19 protein-coding genes are annotated in these 23,278 nt (G+C 39.2%); 4 read left to right on the forward strand and 15 right to left on the reverse strand.

Annotation, left to right across the window (positions count from 1 at the left end):
- Nucleotides 1-99: 99 nt before the first annotated feature.
- Nucleotides 100-513, forward strand: coding sequence for an 8-oxo-dGTP diphosphatase MutT (mutT, locus tag ACFIKG_RS03810; protein WP_375651798.1), 414 nt, complete (start codon nucleotides 100-102; stop codon nucleotides 511-513).
- 846 nt (nucleotides 514-1,359) lie between these two features.
- Here mutT and ACFIKG_RS03815 read toward each other — a convergent pair.
- The 4 genes from ACFIKG_RS03815 to ACFIKG_RS03830 form a co-directional block, all read right to left on the reverse strand.
- Nucleotides 1,360-2,223, reverse strand: a complete 864-nt coding sequence (locus tag ACFIKG_RS03815) for an NlpC/P60 family protein (RefSeq protein ID WP_375625613.1) — start codon at nucleotides 2,221-2,223, stop codon at nucleotides 1,360-1,362.
- Between the two features lie 157 nt (nucleotides 2,224-2,380).
- Nucleotides 2,381-3,754 (reverse strand): M17 family metallopeptidase, encoded by a 1,374-nt coding sequence (locus ACFIKG_RS03820; protein WP_375626742.1) that lies wholly within the window; start codon nucleotides 3,752-3,754, stop codon nucleotides 2,381-2,383.
- A 13-nt stretch (nucleotides 3,755-3,767) separates the two neighbouring features.
- Nucleotides 3,768-4,766 carry a type I pantothenate kinase gene (gene coaA / locus ACFIKG_RS03825; RefSeq protein WP_375625617.1) on the reverse strand — a complete coding sequence of 333 codons (999 nt, stop codon included), beginning with the start codon at nucleotides 4,764-4,766 and terminating at the stop codon, nucleotides 3,768-3,770.
- Nucleotides 4,767-4,888: 122 nt separating this feature from the next.
- Nucleotides 4,889-5,878 carry an asparaginase gene (locus tag ACFIKG_RS03830; RefSeq protein ID WP_375651799.1) on the reverse strand — a complete coding sequence of 330 codons (990 nt, stop codon included), beginning with the start codon at nucleotides 5,876-5,878 and terminating at the stop codon, nucleotides 4,889-4,891.
- A gap of 220 nt (nucleotides 5,879-6,098) precedes the next feature.
- Here ACFIKG_RS03830 and hslV point away from each other — a divergent pair, with 220 nt between their 5' ends.
- Complete coding sequence (gene hslV / locus ACFIKG_RS03835; RefSeq protein ID WP_012754621.1) at nucleotides 6,099-6,680, forward strand: ATP-dependent protease subunit HslV; 582 nt, start codon at nucleotides 6,099-6,101, stop codon at nucleotides 6,678-6,680.
- The gene (hslU, locus tag ACFIKG_RS03840; RefSeq protein WP_375648363.1) at nucleotides 6,681-7,991 is read left to right on the forward strand and encodes an ATP-dependent protease ATPase subunit HslU; all 1,311 of its coding nucleotides are present in this window, start codon (nucleotides 6,681-6,683) and stop codon (nucleotides 7,989-7,991) included.
- Between the two features lie 18 nt (nucleotides 7,992-8,009).
- Here hslU and ACFIKG_RS03845 read toward each other — a convergent pair whose 3' ends face one another.
- The 3 genes from ACFIKG_RS03845 to rpsO all read right to left on the reverse strand — a co-directional run bounded on the left by ACFIKG_RS03845 (nucleotide 8,010) and on the right by rpsO (nucleotide 11,796).
- Nucleotides 8,010-9,005, reverse strand: a complete 996-nt coding sequence (locus tag ACFIKG_RS03845; RefSeq protein ID WP_375651800.1) for a class I SAM-dependent methyltransferase — start codon at nucleotides 9,003-9,005, stop codon at nucleotides 8,010-8,012.
- A gap of 72 nt (nucleotides 9,006-9,077) precedes the next feature.
- Nucleotides 9,078-11,273, reverse strand: a complete 2,196-nt coding sequence (gene pnp, locus ACFIKG_RS03850) for a polyribonucleotide nucleotidyltransferase (RefSeq protein ID WP_375651801.1) — start codon at nucleotides 11,271-11,273, stop codon at nucleotides 9,078-9,080.
- A 253-nt stretch (nucleotides 11,274-11,526) separates the two neighbouring features.
- On the reverse strand, nucleotides 11,527-11,796 hold the full coding sequence (gene rpsO, locus ACFIKG_RS03855) for a 30S ribosomal protein S15 (RefSeq protein WP_005774142.1): 270 nt from the start codon (nucleotides 11,794-11,796) through the stop codon (nucleotides 11,527-11,529).
- 314 nt (nucleotides 11,797-12,110) lie between these two features.
- Between rpsO and ACFIKG_RS03860 the strand changes: the two genes are divergently transcribed.
- On the forward strand, nucleotides 12,111-13,739 hold the full coding sequence (locus ACFIKG_RS03860) for an MFS transporter (RefSeq protein WP_273787792.1): 1,629 nt from the start codon (nucleotides 12,111-12,113) through the stop codon (nucleotides 13,737-13,739).
- 464 nt (nucleotides 13,740-14,203) lie between these two features.
- Here the strand turns inward: ACFIKG_RS03860 and truB are convergent, their stop codons facing one another.
- From truB to metK, 8 genes are all read right to left on the reverse strand, one after another.
- Nucleotides 14,204-15,166, reverse strand: a complete 963-nt coding sequence (truB, locus tag ACFIKG_RS03865) for a tRNA pseudouridine(55) synthase TruB (RefSeq protein ID WP_208439462.1) — start codon at nucleotides 15,164-15,166, stop codon at nucleotides 14,204-14,206.
- A 4-nt stretch (nucleotides 15,167-15,170) separates the two neighbouring features.
- Nucleotides 15,171-15,578, reverse strand: coding sequence for a 30S ribosome-binding factor RbfA (rbfA, locus tag ACFIKG_RS03870; protein WP_273787793.1), 408 nt, complete (start codon nucleotides 15,576-15,578; stop codon nucleotides 15,171-15,173).
- A gap of 122 nt (nucleotides 15,579-15,700) precedes the next feature.
- Nucleotides 15,701-18,220 carry a translation initiation factor IF-2 gene (gene infB, locus ACFIKG_RS03875; protein WP_375626757.1) on the reverse strand — a complete coding sequence of 840 codons (2,520 nt, stop codon included), beginning with the start codon at nucleotides 18,218-18,220 and terminating at the stop codon, nucleotides 15,701-15,703.
- On the reverse strand, nucleotides 18,217-18,852 hold the full coding sequence (locus tag ACFIKG_RS03880) for an RNA-binding protein (RefSeq protein ID WP_375651802.1): 636 nt from the start codon (nucleotides 18,850-18,852) through the stop codon (nucleotides 18,217-18,219). Before ACFIKG_RS03880 ends, infB begins: the two co-directional genes overlap by 4 nt.
- Complete coding sequence (gene nusA / locus ACFIKG_RS03885; RefSeq protein ID WP_375625637.1) at nucleotides 18,853-20,484, reverse strand: transcription termination factor NusA; 1,632 nt, start codon at nucleotides 20,482-20,484, stop codon at nucleotides 18,853-18,855. It abuts the gene before it with no gap.
- 47 nt (nucleotides 20,485-20,531) lie between these two features.
- Entirely contained in the window at nucleotides 20,532-21,182 is a 651-nt protein-coding gene (rimP, locus tag ACFIKG_RS03890) for a ribosome maturation factor RimP (RefSeq protein ID WP_375626871.1), read from the reverse strand.
- A 127-nt stretch (nucleotides 21,183-21,309) separates the two neighbouring features.
- A complete protein-coding gene (locus tag ACFIKG_RS03895) occupies nucleotides 21,310-22,011 on the reverse strand; it encodes a tRNA (guanine(46)-N(7))-methyltransferase TrmB (protein ID WP_375626763.1) in 702 nt (233 codons plus the stop codon).
- Nucleotides 22,008-23,276 carry a methionine adenosyltransferase gene (metK, locus tag ACFIKG_RS03900; RefSeq protein ID WP_375625641.1) on the reverse strand — a complete coding sequence of 423 codons (1,269 nt, stop codon included), beginning with the start codon at nucleotides 23,274-23,276 and terminating at the stop codon, nucleotides 22,008-22,010. The genes ACFIKG_RS03895 and metK overlap by 4 nt, the downstream gene beginning before the upstream one ends.
- Nucleotides 23,277-23,278: the final 2 nt, after the last annotated feature.

A 23,278-nucleotide genomic window follows, 5' to 3' on the forward strand; every position in this document is an offset into this window, starting at 1 on the left:
ATTATTTTTTAAAAGAGAATGAGATATGTGCGTTCTTTTTGAGGTAAGGGAATATACTAGAAAGAGACAGTTATCTTTATATTCTCATTGGAGAGTGATATGTATATAAAAAGTCCCCTTCTTCTTGTTGTTGCATGTGCACTGTTAGATCAAAATAATCGTGTTTTGCTTACCAAGCGTCCTGAAGGAAAATCGCTGGCTGGTTTATGGGAGTTTCCTGGTGGAAAGGTTGAGCAAGGTGAAACTCCAGAAATTTCATTGATTCGTGAACTAGAAGAAGAGCTCGGTGTGTATGTTCAGGCAAATAATTTACACCCTTTAACGTTTGCGAGCCATAGCTATACAACATTTCACCTCTTGATGCCGTTGTATCTTTGTTATCATTATGAGGGAGTTGCGCAAGGACGAGAGGGGCAAAATTTAGAATGGGTTTTTGTTAATGATCTTGATAAATACCCTATGCCTGATGCTGATAAACCATTGGTTCAGGTATTGAAAAATCATCTTCTTTAATGTGTTATAAGAAGGAAATATTGTTTAAATATAATTCAATATATTGATTTAAATTGATAATTTATAATTTTTATGTTGAATGGGAAAGTCCAGAGTCGTAATTTTTTTCATTTCAAATCTGTTTTATGTTAAATTAACCAAAATCATTCTTTTGCACGTTCCAAGTGAGGAGGGTCATGTGGATAAAATTATTTAAGAAAGAAATAAAATACGTGCTGAAAGAACTCTCCAATAGCCAAGGGTTATCGCAACATTGAGAATTGGCAAAGTATATAATGATGCTTTTTCACGCGGATCATTGTGAGATGGGTTTGGGTGCACTGAGAGGTATAAGGGGTACTTATTTCATGAGATATCGATAATAGGAAAAATTTCAAAAAATGTTGCTTTTGATTAAGAGGGGGGCATTCTTTAGGTAATGTAGAACGGCATTGTGTTGTATATTCACGAGCTTGTTTAAAAGAGGCATCTCGCAATGCTCCAAAGCCCGTTTCGTGTCGCACTAGTGAATGGTGTAACGTTAAAGCCCCCATGGAAATAATGTAAAATCTATTGAGCACCACTATCCTTACGCTTATGAAAGAGTAAGCTGGTCCCAATGTTATTATGATAGCTTTTGGCATTTGAGAGCGTTCAGAAGGGATATTCTTACTTATACATCAATGTCGCTTGTGATGAACAAGCAAGCGATTTTGATTGATTCAACATAAAAACCGATTTGAAATGAGAGAATTTTTACGATATTTGGAATTCTTGACACAGAATGAATGATGGATAATTATCCTTATAAATCAATTTATTATATAACAAAAACATCCAATTAATTATTTTTATAGGAGGCATGTATTAAGTTTCTTGCATTGGACGACGTTTTGCGATGGGATATTGATTTTTTTTAGCGATACGCGTAATTGCCTCTTCCAGTGGCTCGATCATAACGTCCATGGAAAAACCATTTGCATGAATAATATTTTCATGATCAACCATAATAGCAACATGATCTTTCCAAAAAATTAAATCGCCTCGTTGAAGTTTATCAGTATCTGTAAGAGGACTGCCTATAGTTTCTTGCTGCATATCGGTGTCACGTAAAACTATTTGATCGGTCATCATCATAGAGAGTTGAATGAGTCCCGAACAATCAATTCCAAAACCGCTGACACCACCCCAAAGATAAGGTGTACGGATAAAGGTTTCTGCAACTGTGACATAATCTTCGTATACACGTCCAATGGGGCTGAGATGGCTTGTAATGATTGCTGTTCCATTTTCAAGAATAGAATACATTGTGTCACGGACTTCAATTTCATCAACAACACTGACTTTGCTTCCCATAGATAATGGGGACACTATTGGTCCACGTAAGTCAGCGTGTAAATATTTAAATGTACGTGGTACTGAAACTATATGCGTTTGTTTTATAGTTGATGTACAAAGGGCTGTTGTATCAATATAACCAACATAACCATCTTTGAGGGATTGTCCCCACGACATCGTTTCCCCTTGTTCAAAAATGAGAAGTTCTTCTCCCAATAAGCATTCTGTTTGTCTTTCACTTTTTTTACTATTTTCTTTAAAAAGTCCAGCGACCGCTGTATTAACACGTCTTTTTTCACCTTGAACAAAGCGCTGGGCTGTAATTTCTGTTTCAAGACGTTGATCTGCTAGATCATTTCTGAATGCATAAAGTCTTGGGTCTTTAGAGATCATCTTTTTGCTTCCATTTTGTTACTTCTTACTTTTAAACAAACTCATGAAAACTCTATTGGTAAGGTTTTTATCCTCAAACAAAACTAAGAACACAGTTTAAGACGATTGCAATTATTCTTTAAGATGCAAAATTGTCTATCTTTGTGGATATTGTGTGTCAAACTTCATTTTTAAATATATTATAAAGGGCACGAATAGTTTGTGCTGATCCACCAATAGGGTATCCTGGTTTTTCTTTTGGAACCCATCCATAAAGGTCAAAATGCGCAAAATGTTCAGCTTTTTCAACAAAAGAATTAAGAAATAAAGCAGCCGTTATAGAGCCAGCAAAGCTATTTCCAGTTACATTGTTAAGATCAGCAATTGGTGATGATAACATCTCTTGATAAGGTTTCCAAAGGGGCATTTGCCAAAGAGGATCAAAAACAGCGTGAGCAGATTCAGAAATTTGTTGTGCCCATATTGAATCATTACAATAAAATGCGGGAAGATCTGGTCCTAATGCTATACGCGCTGCCCCTGTTAAAGTAGCCATACAAAGCATGAATTGTGGACTTTCTTCATCACCATAGGCGAGCGTATCGGCAAGGACAAGTCGTCCTTCAGCATCTGTATTACCTACTTCAACACTTAAGCCTTTACGACTTTTTAGAATATCACCTGGTCGGTAAGCATTCGCAGAAATTGCATTTTCTACAGCTGGAATCAAAACACGTAGACGGAAAGGCAATTTGGCATCCATGATAAGTTTAGCCAATCCCAAAACGTTTGCTCCACCCCCCATGTCTTTTTTCATAAGCAACATGTTATTGGCTGATTTAATATCGAGCCCTCCCGTATCAAAAGTTACCCCTTTTCCTACCAACGTTATTTTAGGATGATGTTCTTGCCCCCAGTGTAACTCAATCAGTCGCGGTGCAGTACTGCCTGCTCGTCCTACGGCATGAATCATCGGAAAGTTATGGGTTAAGAGATCATCTCCACAAATACTTTGGATATGAGCACCGTAGATTTTTCCTAGTTTTCGTACTTCTTTTTCGAGAGCATCAGGGGTCATATCATTGGCTGGAATATTGATGAGATCACGGACGAAAAAGACAGCTTCATAAATTCGTTGGAGTTCATTAAGATCAACGGCCTCATTGACATGGATAGACAATGATTTGAAAGAGGAATTTTGATGATAGCGATTAAATTGATAGCTACCGAATGCTAATCCAAGATAGGCATTTATTTCATCAGAGGTTGTACCTTCTAAATGCCATTGACCAGCAGGAAGTTTTTGAGCAAGCAGTCCTGTGATAAAGGGATCGTTCCCATTGCCAATTCCAAATAAAACTTTTTTTAAATGCCCCGTTTCATGAGGAACAAAGAGTATTTGTCCTGCTTTACCAGTAAAGTCATTAACTTTTATCCATGCTGTTGTTGACGCATCAAGTGATAAGTTGGCAAGAGTTCTTTGGTTTACCAAGATGATAGGGCAACTGTTATCAATACGCGTTGAGGTAAAATGAATGTGATAGTGCTGCATAGTTATGAGATCCTTATAGTCGTCTAAGTGCGACATACTCGACCAAATGATTTTTTCCTTTTCGTAGAATGAGATTGGATCGTGGTCGTGTTGGCAATATATTTTCTTGTAAATTTTTTAAATTAATTGTTTGCCAAAGATCCTCAGCGATTTTTGAGGCTTCTTTTTCACTGAGCTGGGCATAACGATGAAAATAGGATTCAGGATTTTGAAAAGCTGTTTTACGCAAACGTTTAAAGCGTTCCAAATACCAGTGACGAATGACTTCTGTTTCGGCATCGACATAGATTGAAAAATCAAAAAAATCTGATACGAAAGGAATAGCTTTCCCATCTTTAGGAAGATCACTGACCTGTAATACATTAATACCTTCAACAATTAAAATATCAGGACGATCAATGGTAATTGTCTGATTTTCTAGAACATCATAGGTCATATGTGAGTAAAGCGGGGCACGAACATTTCCGATACCTGCTTTTATAGCCGAAAGAAAGCACAGCAATTTCTTAATGTCATAGGAATCAGGAAATCCTTTACGATTCATACGATTTTTTTGCTGTAAGATTGCATTAGGATAGAGAAAACCATCCGTTGTGATCAGATCAACTTTAATGCTAGATGCCCATCGTTTCAACAGTTCTTGAATAATGCGAGCCGTGGTTGATTTTCCTACTGCTACAGAACCAGCAATTCCAATAATAAAGGGCGTTTTTCTACTCTCTTCTTGATGGAGAAACTGCTGACGTTTGTGAAAAAGTTCCTGTACTGCTTCAACATGGCATGCTAACAGACGCGATAAAGAAAGATAAATGCGTTGGACTTCTTTAAGATCGATAGGATCATCAATAGAGCGCAAACGCTTAATTTCATCAAAAGTCAAAGTAAGAGGTGTGTCTGCGCGAAACTCTGACCATTCTTGTGCAGTAAAAACACGATAGGGTGAATATCGGTCAGAAACGCATTTGACCAGATTATCTTCCTGATTAATTTTTTGTATAGTCGTATCAATCATTTGTATTGGACGAGAATTTTTTGCCGCAGCAATCGATTAAAAGTGGACAAGATGAGCGGTTTGATTTTCAAATAAATTTTGTTTTGCATGCTCTCTTCTTTAAGATAATAGATCATTTTTCATTAACTTATAGTCCAGTCATTCCAGTTTGCACGGATTTGTGCTAATGAGTGCCCTTGCGATAAAAACGCCCATAAAAGTAGACGCGCCTTTACGGCTGATAAATAACCAGACATGAGAGCACCAGAAGCAATCATATCGATTTCTGAGCCTTTATAGCCATAAGTTATACGAGTTGTTGAGCCATTACAACAACGACTAGCAATAATGATTGGTATTTTTTGTGCATATTGTTGCACAAGGTCGGCTTCTTGAAAACTACAGTGTCCTGCACCAAAACCAGCAATAACAACTCCAGCATAATACCCACTTTCAAGGCATAGTTTCATTAATTGTGCATCAGATGATAAAGAGGAATAGAGGAGTGCAATTTGATGATCGTGGTTTTGGGGGAGATCAAACGTTGTCGGAAAAAGTTTTTGATCATTGAAATAAATAAGTTTTCCCTCTAAAATAGTTCCTAAAATACCTACAAGACCTGATTGAAATGTTTCGACTTTGACGGTATGGCTTTTATAAAGCCAATAAGGTGAATGAATTGTATCATTTATGACAACAAGAACGCCCCTGTTACGACTTTGTGGAGCTGCTGCGACACGAGTGGCTGCTAAAATATTGGCCGGGCCGTCCGCACCTGCTTCATGAGGCATGCGCATAGCGCCGGTTATGATGAGTGGTTCAGCTTCCTTCCAATAAAGAGAAAGAAAAAAAGCTGTTTCTTCCAGAGTATCAGTCCCTTGTGTTAAAACAATACCTTCTGCACCAGCGTTTATTTGTTGTTTTGCCCACTCGATTATTTCAAAAAGAATTTGAAACGATAAAGATCCACTTGGTATTTGCATTAATGTTTGTGCATGAATATCAGCAACGTTATTTAAATCAGGAACACTTTTTATGAGGTTATCTGAAGTTAAAGTCGGTTGCATGTGACCAAAACGATCAGCACTCATTGCAATTGTTCCACCTAAGGTCCCTATGGCTATTTTTTTCATAATTTTCCTCTAAAAGGCACAAACTGTTTATATAAAGCTATTTAGCAGTAATTTACATTGACAACAATGATATCATTTTTCCATTTTCAACAAATTGAGTTATGCTGAATCATTGTGTTTTGTTGTATATGTTCTTAAATAGGACAATAGTAGTTGAGTTTTACATTGTATGAAAAGAAATCAATATTAAAAAGTAAAGTTAATATTAAGGAGTCTCCTTATGACAGAACATAAGCCAGACATAATGTATGGTACAACAATTATTACGGTACGAAAAGGTGGAAAAGTCGTGATGGCCGGTGATGGTCAGGTCTCTCTTGGGCAGACAATTATGAAAGGTAATGCACGTAAAGTGCGTCGTCTTGGAAAGAACGGAGTGGTTATTGCTGGTTTTGCTGGTGCTACGGCAGATGCTTTCACATTACTGGAAAGATTGGAAACAAAGCTTGAACAATATCCTGATCAGCTTATGCGTGCCTGTGTAGAACTTGCAAAAGATTGGCGAACAGATCGCTATTTGCGTCGTCTCGAAGCAATGATGCTCGTGGCTGATAAGAAAGTAACTTTGGCTCTAACAGGGCTTGGTGATGTATTAGAACCAGAGGATGGGGTTATGGCAATTGGCTCTGGAGGAAATTTTGCTCTTTCAGCAGCGCGTGCACTCATGGATTTGGATTTGGATGCAGAAACTATTGCTCGTAAAGCTATGGCTATTGCCGCTAAAATTTGTGTTTACACCAATGATCATTTTACGATTGAAACATTGGATGCAGAATTATCTTCTTTAGAGAAAGCTATTTAAATGTGTGTTGTATTTTCCCCTCGTGAGACTGTTTCTGAACTTGATCGTTTTATTATTGGCCAAAATGATGCCAAACGCTCTGTAGCTATTGCACTGCGCAATCGGTGGCGTAGGCAACAGCTTGAGGAGCCGATGCGTGAAGAAGTTATGCCAAAAAATATTTTAATGATAGGGCCAACAGGTGTTGGTAAAACTGGTATTGCACGTCGATTAGCAAAACTTTCTGGAGCACCCTTCGTTAAAGTAGAAGCGACTAAATTTACTGAAGTTGGTTATGTGGGACGTGATGTTGAGCAAATTATTCGCGATCTTGTTGAAATTGCCATTTCTCTTGTGCGTGAAAAGAAACGGGATGAAATAAAAGAAAAGGCTCACGTGAATGCTGAAGAGCGCGTTTTAGACGCCCTTGTTGGTAAAACAGCCAGTCCCGCTACCCGTGATAGTTTTCGCAAAAAATTGCGTGAAGGTGAATTGGATGAGAAAGAGATTGAAATTGAAGTCGCTGATAATAATAGCAATAGTGCTTCAACCTTTGATATTCCTGGTATGCCTGGGGCACAAATGGGTATTATGAATTTATCAGATATTTTGGGAAAAATGGGCAGTCGTACAAAAGTCCGTAAGACGACAGTAAGGGATGCTTTTAAGCCGCTTATTGATGATGAATCTGAAAAACTCCTTGATCAGGATCAAATTATTCAAGAAGCGCTTCGTGTTGCTGAAAATGACGGGATTGTTTTTATTGACGAGATTGATAAAATTGCAACTAGGGATGGTGGAGCTAGTGCTGCCGTTTCACGTGAGGGCGTTCAACGTGATCTTTTGCCTTTGGTTGAAGGAACAACGGTTAGTACAAAATATGGGCAAATCAAAACAGATCATATTCTTTTTATTGCCTCAGGTGCATTTCATGTTTCTAAGCCATCTGATTTATTACCGGAACTTCAAGGACGTTTGCCCATCCGTGTGGAGCTCAACCCTTTAACAAGAGAAGATTTACGGCGCATTCTAACGGAACCAGAAGCTAGTTTGATTAAACAATATATTGCTCTTATGGCAACAGAAGAGGTTCATTTGGAAATTACCGATGATGCAATTGATGCTTTAGCAGATATTGCTGTAGATTTAAATGCAAGGATTGAAAATATAGGGGCACGTCGTTTGCAAACAGTGATGGAGCGCGTTTTGGATGAAATTTCTTTCACGGCACCTGATAAAGCTGGAACATCGTTTACAATTGATGCCGCTTATGTGAGAAAATCTATTGGTGAGCTTGCTGCTGATATCGATCTTTCACGTTTTATTCTTTAGAGTTATCGCTTGTTTTCTTTATCTGCGCGCTTCGATAATTTTGAAACCATGGGCTTGTTCATGTATCAACACTGTGCGGAAAATATTTTTTAATAATGTTTCATAAGGCAGGTGGCGGTTTGCAACAAAAAGCAGGCTGCCGCCTGGTTTTAGGCACTTTTCAGCATTTATAATAAAATTTTTTCCTAATGAAATATCTGTCGTTTGTTGCGTGTGAAAGGGTGGGTTTGAAATGATGGTGTCATACAGATTTGTGATAGGTTCATGCACAAGGTCGTGCCAATAAAAATGAATTGAAAAAGGAGCTGTTATGGATTTAAGGTGCTGTTTTGCTGCTCTCAAAGCGTTATAGTCTGCTTCATAAAGGTCGAGAGCGGTGAGTTTTTCACTTCTTTCAAGCGCAACGTGAGAAAGATAGCCCCATCCAGCACCAAAATCAGCCGTTTTTCCAGAAATAACTTTGGGCATATAAGAAGCAAGTGCAGCGGATCCCGGATCAATACGTCCGTGTGAGAACATACCAGAAGTGGTTTGAAATTTACCAAAAGTGAGCGATGGTGAGCGCAATTGTGAAACGTTATGTCTCTCAATTTGTTGAGGAACTTGCAACCAAAATACAAGACCATGATTTTTAGACAATTTGTTGGTGATAGGAACAATCGTTTTGACCCACTTCATCATTGAAGCAGCACCAGCAGTTTTATTCCCACTGATTACAATCCATCCATTGGGTTTAACGCATTCTAATAAATCAAGAAAACAATTTTGGTTCAAACCACGATATTTGCTCAAATGTAAAAATGCACCATCATAGCTGCAGGTTTTATCTATTTGAGGAGAGCAGTGAAATGGAGTATCGACAAATTTTAAAAAATCTGGTCGCCAAGGCGTAATAACTTTTAAATTCTGTGCCCATTCTGGAGTTGGGATTTCTGTTAAACCGAAACCTAACCAACATTGGTTTGGATCAGGATACGGGAGTTCATGATTTCCAAAAGGCAAAAATAATAACACACATGACTCTTTCAAAGAAAAATGCCACTCCAATGTTGGGATGGCATTTCATGATAAGATAAGAGGAAAAACTTACTCTTCTTTTTTCTTACGGCGGCGCTTATTTTCAGGTTGTTTTTTTTCATCCACAGACTTTTCTTCATTCATCTCTTTATCAGCGGTGATTCCCTTTCCGGTTTTTTGATCAACAACCTTCATTGATAACCGAACTTTTCCACGCTCATCAAAGCCCATTAATTTAACCCAAACTTTGTCACCTTCCTTCACAATATCGGTTGTTTTGGTAACGCGTTCTGATGCAAGCTGAGAGATATGAACGAGTCCATCACGAGAACCAAAGAAGTTTATAAATGCACCAAATTCTGCAGTTTTTACAACTGTTCCTTGGTAGATAGCACCAACTTCAGGCTCATCAACAATAGAATGGATCCAGCGTTTTGCTGCTTCAATGGTTTTAGCATCAGCAGAAGCAATTTTAATGGTACCATCATCTTCGATATTAATTTTTGCTCCAGTTTGTTCCACGATTTCCCGAATAACTTTACCACCAGAGCCGATAACATCACGGATTTTATCGACAGAAATATTCATAACTTCGATTCGTGGAGAAAATTCACTCAGCTCAGCACGTGCACTGGTTAAAGCTTTCGCCATCTCATTGAGGATATGGATTCGTCCACCTTGGGCTTGTTCAAGCGCGATTTTCATAATCTCTTCGGTAATACCATCAATTTTGATATCCATTTGCAAGGCAGTAATACCATTTTCTGTTCCTGCGACTTTAAAATCCATATCTCCAAGATGATCTTCATCCCCTAAAATATCAGACAGAACAGCAAAGCGTTCTCCTTCTTTAATCAAGCCCATAGCAATACCAGCAACAGGGCGTGCTAGAGGAACGCCGGCATCCATGAGAGCAAGTGAGGTCCCACAAACCGTTGCCATTGAAGAGGAGCCATTGGATTCTGTAATTTCTGAGACAGCACGAATGGTATAAGGAAAAGATTCTTTCGTTGGCAACATGGGGTGAATTGCTCGCCATGCCAATTTGCCATGTCCAATTTCACGACGACCAGGAGAACCAAGGCGTCCCGTTTCACCCACTGAAAATGGTGGGAAATTGTAATGGAGAAGGAATGTTTCCTTATACATTCCCGTTAAGGAATCAACATATTGTTCATCTTCACCAGTTCCTAGTGTTGCAACGACAATAGCTTGTGTTTCTCCGCGGGTAAAGAGTGCTGATCCATGTGTGCGGGGTAAAATACTTACTTCTGATTGGATAGGGCGCACGGTAGAAAGATTGCGTCCATCAATCCGCTTTTGGGTATCAAGAATATTCCCGCGAACAATTTTTGCTTGCAACTGTTTAAATACGGTTGCAATTTGATCTGCACTAAACTTACAGTCTTCTTCTGTTTCGGGCATAAATTTATTGAGGATTTCTGTCTTTAGTGCATCAATTGCAGCATAACGTTCTTGCTTATCAGTAATTGTGTAAGCCTTTCGTATATCCTGTTCTGCCATTTTCTGCATTGCTTTTTCAAGTTCAGAAAGATCTTCAGGAACAAAATCACGAGGATCTTTTGCAGCAACTTCAGCAAGCTTTATAATGGCATCAAGGACAGGTTGAAGGCCTTTGTGACCAAACATCACGGCACCCAACATGATATCTTCTGGTAACTCTTGTGCTTCTGATTCAACCATCAAAACAGCACTTTCTGTTCCAGCAACAACAAGATCAAGTTTTGATTCGGGCATTTCATCGATATGAGGATTGAGAACATATTGTCCATTACAATAGCCAACGCGGGCACCAGCTATAGGACCCATGAAAGGAACACCTGACAGGGTCAATGCAGCAGAAGATGCAATCATCGCAAGGATATCGGGATTATTTTCGAGATCATGCTGTATAACGGAAACAATCACTTGCGTATCATTTTTATATCCCTCAACGAAAAGGGGACGAATTGGGCGATCAATCAAACGTGAAACCAAAGTTTCATTTTCACTTGGTCGACTTTCACGTTTTAAATAGCCCCCAGGTATTCTACCAACAGCATAGGATTTTTCTTGATAATTAACAGTGAGTGGAAAAAAATCCTGGTCTGGTTTTGGACTTTTGGCTGATACAACGGTTGCTAAGACAATAGTTTCTCCATAGGTAGCAATCACTGCACCATCAGCTTGACGTGCTATTTTCCCTGTTTCAAGGGTGAGAGGACGCCCAGCCCATTCAATTTCTATCTTGTGCGTTTTGAACATTTTTTATCCTTAATGACCAGTGTTTAAATCTTTGATTGCTCACATTCTGGTTTTGCGTAGCATATTTCCAAGCTCTGGGGTGGACAACATACTTTTTATCTTTGTTACGAGAAGAGAGAAGTAAACTGCCTTAAATGCGAAATGATGAGCAGTCCTATCCCATAATAACTTGTCAGTTTTTAAATTTTTTAATTAAAAGCAACACGTTGAAAAAATAGGTGGTTTTTTTTAAAACACCACCACCATTTTTCTTTTAGCGACGCAAACCTAACTTCTTGATAAGTGTCTGATAACGATTTTGGTCAACTCCTTTAAGATAATCAAGAAGGCGCCGGCGTTGAGACACCATCTTCAAAAGACCACGACGAGAATGATTATCCTTTTTGTGAGATTTAAAGTGGTTTGTTAAATTAGAAATACGTTCAGAAAGTACAGCAATCTGTACTTCTGGTGATCCTGTATCACCAACTTTATTTGCGTATTCTGCGACAAGAGCTTGTTTACGTTCAGCTGTAATCGACATCGTATTATCCTTTCCAAAAACGAAGAAACATAAAGTCACCCATAGCCGAGATGTCGTTCAGCAAGGGTCTGTGAGGAAGCAAGAAAAGTCTAAGACTCTTACCTATTTTCGTCCTTATATAGGAAAGAAGGTTAAAATACTAGTCCTTTACAGCATTTTGAAGTCTTTCTTTAAATAAAAGCTTTTGTTTTGAAATATTGATTTAAATAGAGTTTTATGAGAAGTCTTTTAAAGAATTATGCATCCTTTTGATACAAAGATTATGAGCGCGTGCGTGGTAATAAAAGTGATAAATACCGATTTGGAGGAAAAAGATGCAGAGCATTTCAACATTAAAACTTTTTCGTAATTCGGTATTTCGAAATTTATGGTCATCTACTCTTATTTCTAATTTAGGAGGGCTGATACAGGCTGTTGGAGCAGGGTGGTTAATGGCGTTGATTAGTTCTTCGCATTCCATGGTTGGGCTTGTTCAAAGTGCCACAACATTACCACTTGTTATGTTTTCTTTGATGGCAGGGGCATTAGCGGATAATTTTAATCGGCGTCAAATTATGTTGTGTGCGCAGATTATGATGATGGTCATATCCATGAGTTTATCTGTTTTAGCCTATATGGGATTTCTAACACCTTGGCTTTTGTTATGTTTTACGTTTTTGATTGGATGTGGCACAGCTTTTTATAATCCTTCTTGGCAAGCAACGATAGGAGATATTGTGAGCAGGGAAAATATTCCTGCTGCTGTTAGTTTGAATAGTGTAGGCTTTAATTTGATGCGGAGTGTTGGTCCTGCTATTGGCGGTGCCATCATTGCAACTTTGGGGGCATCTGCTGCTTTTTTGTTTAATGCTATAAGCTATATTCCTCTTATCGGTGCGTTATTTTTCTGGAAGTCGAATTATAAAAAAAACTCATTGCCACGAGAAAGGCTGTTAGGAGCTGTCTCAGATGGTTTGCGTTATGTTGCGATGTCACCTAATCTCCTGAGTATTATGGTTCGAGCGTTCCTTTTTGGTATAGGAGCTATTTCTATTTTAGCACTTTTGCCAATTGTTGCGCATAAAGTTCTTGGAGGAAGTGCCCTTCTTTATGGTACATTGCTCGGTTGTTTTGGGTTAGGAGCCATGACAGCAGGTATTATTAATGCAGTTGTACGGCATCATTTTCGTTCAGAAACAATTATTGCAAGTGCATTTATTGGTTTCGCCTTTTCTTGCTTTTTATTGGGAATCAGCCGTTCACTAATTATAAGCCATATTGCTTTATTTCCTGCAGGTTTATGTTGGGTTTTGGCATTATCATTGTTTAATACATCTGTACAACTCTCTACACCACGCTGGGTTGTTGCACGTTCTTTAGCACTTTATCAAACGGCGTCTTATGGGGGGATGGCTATTGGAAGTGCAATCTGGGGAGGCTTAGCTGATGGTTATTCTCCAACAATTGCTTTGAGTATTTGTTCTCTATTCTTGATTTTTGGTGCTCTTGCGGGGGTAAAATTTAGAATTCAAGAAATTCCTCAGATAGATTTAAATCCTCTTGATCATTTTAGAGAGCCGGAACTATTACTCGACCTCAAAGCAAGAAGTGGCCCGATCATGATAATGATTGATTATCAAATTCATGAAAATGATCTCGAAGAGTTTCTCAAAGTGATGACGCGTCGACGCCATATCCGGTTACGTGATGGTGCGCGTCAGTGGGTTCTTTTACGAGATCTTGAAAGACCTGAATATTGGACAGAGGCTTATCATATGCCGACATGGGTAGATTATTTACGCCATAATCATCGTCGTACAAAAGCGGATGCAGAAGTCAATAAGCGTTTGCGTCATTTAAATTGTGCTCCTAACGGCATAAGAGTGCACCGTATGATTGAACGCCAAACAATACCCCAAGCCAATGAGATGCTTTTAAAAGCCTCCTCTGATCATCTCCCTTAGGGTTAAAACAGTTTTTGTAAAATATTAAATACGTTAATATTATTTCGATCGATTTGTTAGCATAATCATAACAAAAAATTGCTGTTTAAGTGGTTAATAAATTGATTTATAATGATTATTTGTCGTTTTTCATGTTGAGTGATAGTCTTAAAAATCTTAAGCTTTTCTCGTTTCAAATCTATTTAGAGTAAATCAGTCTAAATCTTCGCTTGCACATTACAAATGAGGGTTAAAGTGTGAGTAAAAAACGATTGAATAAGAAATAAAAAGCCTCTTATGAATCCTTTCAAACGCAAGGATTGTTCCGACATTAAGAGGAAAAAGTGTGTGGTGGTGTTAGCTTATAGCACTGACTTAAATTTTGATATGAATATGGTAAACATAGACAATGAAAAGTACCATATTTTTCTTAATTGATAGAAAAAAATATCTTTCCGCAAAAGGTAGGTGCGGAAAAGAATCGATTAAATTGTGAAAATCCGCTTCGGTTTAAATAAACTTTTGTCGAGGGTGCCAATGGCAAGAAGTTGTTCTTTATAGAGGACAAAAATCTCATCTTCGTCAAGAGGTACTTTGTGATGACTTAAGAGGATAGAATGACCCTTTATAATTCTCTGTGCTTGAGTTTCATTAAGGATATAGTGAGGGAGGCAATCCAATGCAGCGCTTGTTTCAATTAAGAGCTCATCGAGTGTTGTGAAGTTTTTTTCAAAAGAACGATTATTTTCATCTGTAGTGTTTTTATTTGGCGGAACGGCCGCTTTTAGTTCGTCCCATGTAATGAGATCTTCTTCATCAAAAGGTGCGACAGAAATACGCCTTAAATCAGCAATATGCCCATAGCAACCTAGATCACGTCCCATATCGCGCGCTAAAGAGCGCACATAAGTTCCTTTTCCGCAGGTTATTTCAAAGACAGAGTGCTCTTTGGTAGGCATTTCTAATAATTTGAAAGTTTCTATTTCCACTTCACGGGGCGGAATTTCAACAACTTCCCCTTCACGCGCTAAATCATAGGCACGATTTCCGGCAATTTTTATTGCTGAAAATTGCGGAGGCGTTTGCAAAATAACACCTGTATATTGAGGAAGAAGAGCAAGTATTTCTTCTTGTGTTGGACGTTTGAGAGAAGTTTTCGTTATTTCGCCCTCTAGATCATCTGTTGAACGCTCTTCTCCCCAAGCGATATGAAAACGGTAAGTTTTTTTGCCTTGCATCACGTAAGGGACGGTTTTGGTTGCTTCGCCCAATGCAATGGGAAGGAGACCAGAAGCAAGAGGATCAAGTGTACCCGCATGTCCTGCCTTTTGTGCATGAAAGAGCCATTTGATTTGTGAGACAGCTTCTGTTGATTTCATTCCTTTTGGTTTATCAAATATGACCCAGCCAGAAACAGGACGCCCTTTTTTTTTGTGTTGCCGTGCCATATCTTTAATCCTCATCTTTATCACTATGGTGAAGATCGCGAGCAACTTCAGGCGAGCGAAGGAGGGCATCAATTTTTGAAAAATTATCAAAACTATTATCAAGTCGGAAACGCAGTTCAGGCATATATTTCATTTGTCGCAACGCGTGACTGATTTCTCCACGGAGAAAACGACTATGTTTATTGAGGGTATCAACAACATCGGTATGAGAAGCATTTTTAAGAGTGCTGAGAGGTGATACAAAGCAAGTAGCAATTTTTAAATCTGGTGACATGCGTACTTCAGAGACAGAAATAACAATATCTTTCAAGATATCATCAAGCAAAATATCACGCTGTAATATATGCGCTATTGCATGACGTACTTGCTCTGCTACTCTAAGTTGCCGTTGTGAGGGCTTTGCATTTTTCATCAAAGTTTTATCCTTGCTACAAGATCTCTTTTTTTGACCATTTAGATAAGGAAAAAGAGATATTGTGTATAAAACCTAATAACTTTCTTCATTTTACAACAGAGTAAAGTTATTGGATTATTTTATAATGTGCGATTAATATGTTCGATACGGAAGATCTCAATGATGTCTCCTGCGCGCATGTCTTCATAATTTTCAAAGGCTATTCCACATTCTTGACCACTTTGCACTTCATTGACTTCATCCTTAAAGCGTTTGAGTGTTTTCAGCTTTCCTTCGTGAATAACGATATTATCGCGGATAAGGCGAACACCGGCTCCTCGTTCTATTTTACCTTCTGTAACACGACATCCTGCAACTTTTCCAGTTTTTGTAATGTTAAAGACTTCTAGGATTTCAGCATTACCAAGGAAAGTTTCACGCTGTTCTGGTGAGAGTAATCCAGACATGGCAGCCTTAATATCGTCAACAAGATCATAAATGATGTTGTAATAACGAATTTCAATTCCTTGTGTTTTAGCAAAATCACGTGCTTGCTTATTGGCTCGAACATTAAAACCAATTACAGCAGAATTAGAAGCTTCCGCAAGAGAAATATCACTTTCGGTAATTCCTCCCGCACCAGAATGTACAATACGCGCACGAACCTCATCATTTCCGAGTTTTTCCAATGCTGAAGCGATTGCTTCAATTGATCCCTGCACATCCCCTTTTATAATAAGAGAAAATTCCTTAACACCTATCGTTTGCAATTTTGTCATCATCTGTTCAAGAGAACCACGCGAACCAGTTTGCCGCGCAACAGCTTTATCACGTGCTAATCGTTGACGGTATTCAGAAATTTCACGTGCCTTTGCTTCATGCGTAACAACAGCAAAACGGTCACCAGCTTGAGGTGTTCCCTGCATGCCCAAAATTTCAATCGGTGTAGAGGGGAGCGCTTCTTTAATATGGCGACCATGGTCATCAATCAAAGCACGCACACGACCCCATTCATTTCCGGCAACTATAATATCAGAAGGGTGTAATGTACCTTTTTGAACAAGAACTGTTGCAACAGATCCACGTCCGCGATCCAATTTGGCTTCAATGATAACGCCCTCTGCAGTTCGTTGAGAATCTGCTTTCAGATCAAGCATTTCAGCTTGAAGAAGGATAGCTTCGAGAAGTTTATCAAGATTTTGACCAGTTTTAGCAGAAACTTCAACGTCCAAAGTTTCTCCGCCCATAGTTTCAACAAATACTTCATGTTGTAAAAGTTCTGTACGCACTTTTTGTGCATTCGCAGCTGGTTTATCAATTTTGTTGATAGCAACAATGATAGGTACACCAGCGGCTTTCGCATGATTGATTGATTCAATCGTTTGGGGCATAACACTATCATCAGCGGCTACAACGAGAACAGCAATATCGGTAACACGAGCTCCACGTGCACGCATAGCCGTAAATGCAGCATGTCCTGGTGTATCAATAAAGGTAATTTTTTGACCGTTTTGTTCTACTTGATAGGCACCAATATGCTGCGTAATACCTCCTGCTTCGCCAGAAACAACATTTGCTTTACGAATAGCATCCAAAAGAGAAGTTTTTCCGTGGTCAACATGGCCCATAATGGTTACAACAGGAGGGCGCTGCTGCATGTTTTGAGGATTATCTGTTATATTAAAGATACCTTCCTCTACGTCAGATTCTAAAACACGTTTAACAGTATGGCCAAATTCAACAGCGATGAGTTCGGCAACATCTGCATCAATAACATCGCCAGGTTTCATCATTTGTCCTTGTTTCATCAAGAATTTAATCACATCAACAGAACGCTCAGTCATACGTTGTGCGAGCTCTTGAATGGTAATCGTTTCAGGAAGAACAACTTCGCGAGAAATTTTTTCTCTTGGTTCTTGATTTTGTGCACGCTTAAACTTTTCCTGTCTACGCCGCATTGCAGCCATTGAGCGTCCACGTGCGCTTCCTTCTTCATCTAGTGCACTATTCAGAGTTAGCTTTCCGCGTCGCCGCTCATCAGCTCCTTTGACAACTTTTGGTACACGTATTTCTGATTTAGCAGGATTAGCACGTCGACTATGCCGTTCTTCCTCTTTATTTTCATCTATTTTGCGTTTTTCAACCACAGTTGTGTTTTTAGGCGCAATAGAAATATCTGTCTGTTCAATGAGAGGGGGAACAGGTGGAGCCTGTACTGGCGATATTTCTTCTTCTTGTTGGAGATGTATTTCTTTTTCTTTAATTTCTTGCTGTAAAATTTCTTCACGCTCTTTAGCGCGCCTTGCTTCTTCTTCGGCTTGTTCTCGTGTTATTCTTTCTTGGATATGTGCTTCTTCTAATGCGCGAAGTCTCGCTTCCATTTCAGTCGATGAAAGATTGCTTTTGGTCACAGATTCTTGAGGCTTTTTTCCCTCAAAACGCGGTTTAGAGCGCTGAGGGGCCACATGCGGCTTTGTAATGGGCTGTGGGGTTTCAGCTTTTTCATCAGGTCGCGTAATTTTACGCCGTTTGGTTTCGACAACGACAGCCTTCGTACGGCCATGACTAAAATTTTGTTTGACCGTGCTCGTTTCCAAGACAGACCTCTTGAGAGTTAGTGTCTTCTTGACTGTTGTTTTGTCGTTGTTATTTTCACTCATTGTATTTCCTTCACGGCTTGTGCCGTCATCTCACTAGGCTTACTATGCTTGTCGTCACGATAGCTGATCAATTTATATGTCGTTTTGAGAAATCCCTCAGCAGCTTTTGTGTCCAATAAGGCCGCGTGCATTACAGGATTAGAGCCAAAAGCCACTCGCATTTCATCACTTGTAAATAAAGATATGTTTTTTATAGTCCGATTTGTTTGTTGTTGTATTGAATGGATGGCCTGTGCAATTTTTCGTTTCCCATCATCTGTTGTTTCTTTAGCATGAAGTACAAGAATAACTTTACCAGATCGGATAGCAGCATCAACCTTTGTTGCTCCCATAACAATTGCTCCCGCTTTTCGTGCCATGGAAAGGCTTGAAAGAGCGGCTTTTAGTAAAAGCGTATCAACAACATGCACAAGATTTGGCGCAACCTCAACATCTGTTTTAAAATTTCTATGAAAAGCTTTCTGTTTGATTGCTTTCTCAATAATAGCGTGATGGGCAGAAATCCAAACGCCACGCCCTGGTAAATTCGCTTTAAGATCAGGAACAATTTGGTTATTGGGACCAATAACAAAACGGATCAGCGTTTGTGCTGAAGCATTTTTTCTGGTCACAATGCAAGTCCGTTCATTCATTTAAAGTGTATCCACATCCAAATCATCTGTTTTTTCATTTTCTGCAGAATTTTCATCTTCTACAGGATTTTCTGTAACAAGATCAGCTTGGTCTATCCAGCCTGCTTGTACACGTGCGGCTAAAACCATAGCTTCTGCATCCGCGCGTGTAATGTCAAAAGGGGTTAAAATACCAGAAAAATTCTGTGTTTGACCTTCTTTGCGTTCTCTCCAACCAGCTAAATCATCAACGGCATAGCCAGCAAAGTCTTCTATTGTTTTTACACCATCCTCACCTACAGCAACCAACATAGCACTTGTCATTCCAGGAAGTGTTCGCAATTCGTCAGAAACTCCGAGCTTTTTGCGTTTTTCATCGAGTTCTTTTTCTTGATGATCAAGATATTCTCGGGCACGACTTTGGATTTCAGCGGCGGTATCATGGTCAAAACCATCAATAGAAGCGATCTCTTCAAGATCAATATAGGCGATTTCTTCAATAGAAGAAAAACCCTCTGATGCCATAACTTGTCCGATCATTTCGTCAACCTCTAAGGCTTCCATAAACAATTTACTCCGTTCAGTAAATTCTTTTTGACGATTTTCAGATTCTTCCTTTTCCGTTAAAATATCAATGTTCCATCCTGTTAGTTGCGAAGCCAAGCGAACATTTTGTCCACGTCGTCCAATAGCAAGGCTAAGTTGATCATCTGGCACAATAACTTCAATCCGTTCAGCATCTTCATCAAGGATGATTTTAGAAACTTCAGCAGGTTGCAGTGCATTAACGACAAATGTTGCCGCATCAGGCGACCAAGGAATAATATCAATTTTTTCGCCTTGTAATTCAGCAACAACAGCTTGTACACGACTTCCTCGCATTCCAACGCATGCTCCAACAGGATCAATGGAACCATCGCGTGAAACAACGGCGATTTTAGCCCGTGAACCTGGATCACGAGCAACAGATTTGATTTCTATAATACCATCATAAATTTCTGGCACTTCCATAGTGAAAAGTTTTACCATAAATTGGGGATGTGTGCGTGAAAGGAAAATTTGCGGACCACGCGTTTCACGGTGTACATCATTGACAAAAGCACGAATACGATCTCCATAGCGGAATGATTCACGAGGAATTAATTCATCACGGCGCACAATAGCTTCACCACGTCCGAGATCAACGATAACATTACCATATTCCACACGCTTAACTGTACCAGAAATAATTTCACCAACTTTATTTTTGAATTCTTCATATTGCTGATCACGCTCTGCGTCGCGTACTTTTTGTACAATAACCTGTTTAGCAGATTGTGCTGCGATACGTCCAAAATCCATAGGAGGTAAAAGATCAGCAAAAAAATCACCAATTTTTGCTTCTGCTTGATGTTTAAGAGCATCAGACAAAGTAATTTCCGTTGTATAGTCTTCAACGACATCAACGATTTTAAGCAGGCGCTGTAATTTAATTTCACCTGTTTTAGAATTGATTTCAGCACGGATATTTGTTTCTTGACCATAACGAGAACGTGCTGCTTTTTGAATAGCATCAGCCATCGCAGAAATGACAATTTCACGGTCGATTGACTTTTCACGTGCAACAGCATCTGCAATTTGCAGAATCTCAAGCCTGTTAGCGCTTGTAGCCATCAATTTTCTCCTTCTTTGTGCCACACGATGGGTATTTCCCAGTGATATTATTTTTTGAAATTGAGCGTCTGTATAGAGTCGTTAGCTTTCTCTTCAGCAATGAATTGTTGACCTAACTCTTTATTTTTTTTCAATGCATCGCGAATAAGCTCATCGGTAAGCACTAAATGCGCATTTATGATATCACAAAAGGAAATAGGGGTATACATGGCTTCTCCATAAGCAGCTTTATCAGTGTTTAAAATAAATCCATCTTGCGTGATATTTGTAAGTGTCCCGCGAAATTTTCGGCGCCCATCAATTGTTATTTTGGTTTCAATTTTTGCAAGATGCCCTTGCCAATGAAAAAAGTCAGATTTTCTTACCAATGGACGATCAATTCCAGGTGATGAGATTTCTAAATGATATTTGCGTTCAATAACATTTTGTACATCAAGGAGGGGGGAAACAGTTCGACTAACAGTTTCACAATCTTCTACGGTCATAGAACCATCGGCACGTTCAACCATAATTTGAAGTGTTAAACCATTTTGACCAAGAAGTTTCACACGAACCAAACGAAAACCTAAAGGTTTAAGTAGTGGTATGACAAGAGCAGCAACCTGTGCTTCGATACCATCTTCTTCAAACAGGCGTGGTTCGTCAAGATTGCTTATTTTTTCAGCTTCGTTCATACATTTTATCCAAGTTGGTTTCATCAGTTTTATGATATTAAAAAAGAGCGGGTCCAACGGCCCACCCTTCATCATAAGACCAAGAATTTAACTATTGATACTCTTAAATTCAAAATTTTTCAAGTTGTTTATGAGAAAAGCGCTTGATCATTTATTTCTTGATAAAGGTAAGATAGGCAGGTGTTCGTCCTTCGCGTAAAGCTTTTGCTTCATAGCGGGTTCCTTTCCATAGTGGATAAGGGAGTTTCCAGTCTTGAGGGCTTTCTGCTTTCCATTCAAAGTGATCATGTTGTGCACAATGGTACAAAGTCCAGTTTACATAACTGTCTATATCGCTAGCAAAGCGGAATTTTTTGCCTGTTTTAAGAACGCGCGCAAAACGATTAAGATTTTTTATGTTGATGAAGCGTCGTTTCCAATGCTTTTTTTTAGGCCATGGATCAGGGTAGAAAAGGTCTATTCCATCGAGTGATGCATTTGGGAGCCAATCAAGGAGGCGTGTAGCATCATCATCATAGAGTCGGAGATGATTTTGATGCTGTGCATGCTGTTCAAGAGACATTAACATTTTTGCCATGCCATTAATGAAGGGCTCGATGCCAATAAAACCGGTTTGTGGAAAATATTCCATTTCATGAAGTAAATGTTCACCTCCACCAAAGCCGATTTCAAGTCGAATTTCTCTTACTTTGCTTGAAAATAAGGATGTAAGGTTTGAGGGAGGAGGGACATTTAAATCAATGTTAAGAGTTGGGAGAAGCGTTTTTATACGGATAAGCTGACAGTTTCGTAATCGTTTTCCTTGTCGGCGTCCAAAAAATGCTTCACTCTTGCGTGTATTATATTTAATCATGGAATTTGGATCATTGTTTGAAGCGTTTTCACGAGATCAGTTTTTTCCCATGAAAACGAACCATCGTGTTTTGGTTTTCGCCCAAAATGACCATAGGCAGCTGTTTTCGCATAAATAGGTTTATTGAGGTCAAGATGTTTTCGAATGCCGGTAGGTGAAAGGTCCATTATTTTGCGAATGGCTGCTTCAATAACTTTTTCATCGACTTTTCCTGTTCCATGAAGATTAAGATAAATAGATAAAGGTTGTGCAATACCAATTGCATAAGAGAGTTGAATGGTGCATCGCTCTGCTAAATGAGCCGCAACAATATTTTTAGCCAGATAGCGTGCCGCATAGGCTGCAGAACGATCAACTTTTGTTGTATCTTTTCCTGAAAAAGCACCGCCTCCATGGGGTGCTGCGCCTCCATAAGTATCCACAATAATTTTGCGTCCTGTTAATCCGGCATCGCTTTGAGGACCACCAATGACAAATTTTCCTGTTGGGTTAATATACCAACTGCATTGAGCTGCAATGGGAATGTCATGTAAAGCTTGACGAATGTAAGGTTCAACCACTGTACGTACCTTGTTGGAATCCCAGCTTTCATCGAGGTGCTGAGTTGAAAGAACAATGGATGTGACCTCTATCGGTTTTCCATTTTTATAGCGTATGGTTATTTGGCTTTTAGCATCTGGTCCTAATTTTCCAGCTTCTCCCTCTCCTTTATGACGGGCTGCGGCAAGAAGTTTGAGAATTTTATGCGCATAATAAATTGGCGCAGGCATGAAATCAGGTGTTTCACGGCAAGCATATCCAAACATGATGCCTTGATCACCTGCTCCTTCTTCACCATGCCGATCCGTAGCATTATCAACCCCTCTTGCTATGTCAGCTGATTGAGGGCGCAAAAGAACATCAATTTTAACAGTTTTCCAATGGAATCCTGCTTGTTCATAGCCAATGGTCCGAATAGCACGGCGCGCTGCTGTACGAAAACGCGTAGGATTAATGAGTGGAAAGCCAGTTTCATCATAGATAAATTCTTTATTTTTATCTTTTTTTAATAGCGTATCGGGGACACGCACTTCACCAGCGATAACAACACGGTTGACACTGACGAGAGTTTCACAGGCAACGCGTATTAACCATGGATCAGTACCAGTCTTTTCAGCTTCTTTATAGATCATATCAACGATTTCATCGGAAATACGATCACAAATTTTATCAGGATGTCCTTCCGATACCGATTCGCTCGTAAAAAGATAATCTTGATGCGGCATAG

Source organism: Bartonella sp. LB28NMGDW (assembly GCF_042194435.1).
GTDB lineage: Bacteria > Pseudomonadota > Alphaproteobacteria > Rhizobiales > Rhizobiaceae > Bartonella > Bartonella grahamii.

Excerpts from the sequence above, each read along its gene's own strand:
- mutT (WP_375651798.1), top strand. The coding sequence starts at position 100 with ATGTATATAAAAAGTCCCCTTCTTCTTGTTGTTGCATGTGCACTGTTA.
- ACFIKG_RS03815 (WP_375625613.1), bottom strand. The coding sequence starts at position 2,223 with ATGATCTCTAAAGACCCAAGACTTTATGCATTCAGAAATGATCTAGCA.
- ACFIKG_RS03820 (WP_375626742.1), bottom strand. The coding sequence starts at position 3,754 with ATGCAGCACTATCACATTCATTTTACCTCAACGCGTATTGATAACAGT.
- coaA (WP_375625617.1), bottom strand. The coding sequence starts at position 4,766 with ATGATTGATACGACTATACAAAAAATTAATCAGGAAGATAATCTGGTC.
- ACFIKG_RS03830 (WP_375651799.1), bottom strand. The coding sequence starts at position 5,878 with ATGAAAAAAATAGCCATAGGGACCTTAGGTGGAACAATTGCAATGAGT.
- hslV (WP_012754621.1), top strand. The coding sequence starts at position 6,099 with ATGACAGAACATAAGCCAGACATAATGTATGGTACAACAATTATTACG.
- hslU (WP_375648363.1), top strand. The coding sequence starts at position 6,681 with ATGTGTGTTGTATTTTCCCCTCGTGAGACTGTTTCTGAACTTGATCGT.
- pnp (WP_375651801.1), bottom strand. The coding sequence starts at position 11,273 with ATGTTCAAAACGCACAAGATAGAAATTGAATGGGCTGGGCGTCCTCTC.
- rpsO (WP_005774142.1), bottom strand. The coding sequence starts at position 11,796 with ATGTCGATTACAGCTGAACGTAAACAAGCTCTTGTCGCAGAATACGCA.
- ACFIKG_RS03860 (WP_273787792.1), top strand. The coding sequence starts at position 12,111 with ATGCAGAGCATTTCAACATTAAAACTTTTTCGTAATTCGGTATTTCGA.
- truB (WP_208439462.1), bottom strand. The coding sequence starts at position 15,166 with ATGGCACGGCAACACAAAAAAAAAGGGCGTCCTGTTTCTGGCTGGGTC.
- rbfA (WP_273787793.1), bottom strand. The coding sequence starts at position 15,578 with ATGAAAAATGCAAAGCCCTCACAACGGCAACTTAGAGTAGCAGAGCAA.
- infB (WP_375626757.1), bottom strand. The coding sequence starts at position 18,220 with ATGAGTGAAAATAACAACGACAAAACAACAGTCAAGAAGACACTAACT.
- ACFIKG_RS03880 (WP_375651802.1), bottom strand. The coding sequence starts at position 18,852 with ATGAATGAACGGACTTGCATTGTGACCAGAAAAAATGCTTCAGCACAA.
- nusA (WP_375625637.1), bottom strand. The coding sequence starts at position 20,484 with ATGGCTACAAGCGCTAACAGGCTTGAGATTCTGCAAATTGCAGATGCT.
- rimP (WP_375626871.1), bottom strand. The coding sequence starts at position 21,182 with ATGAAACCAACTTGGATAAAATGTATGAACGAAGCTGAAAAAATAAGC.
- ACFIKG_RS03895 (WP_375626763.1), bottom strand. The coding sequence starts at position 22,011 with ATGATTAAATATAATACACGCAAGAGTGAAGCATTTTTTGGACGCCGA.
- metK (WP_375625641.1), bottom strand. The coding sequence starts at position 23,276 with ATGCCGCATCAAGATTATCTTTTTACGAGCGAATCGGTATCGGAAGGA.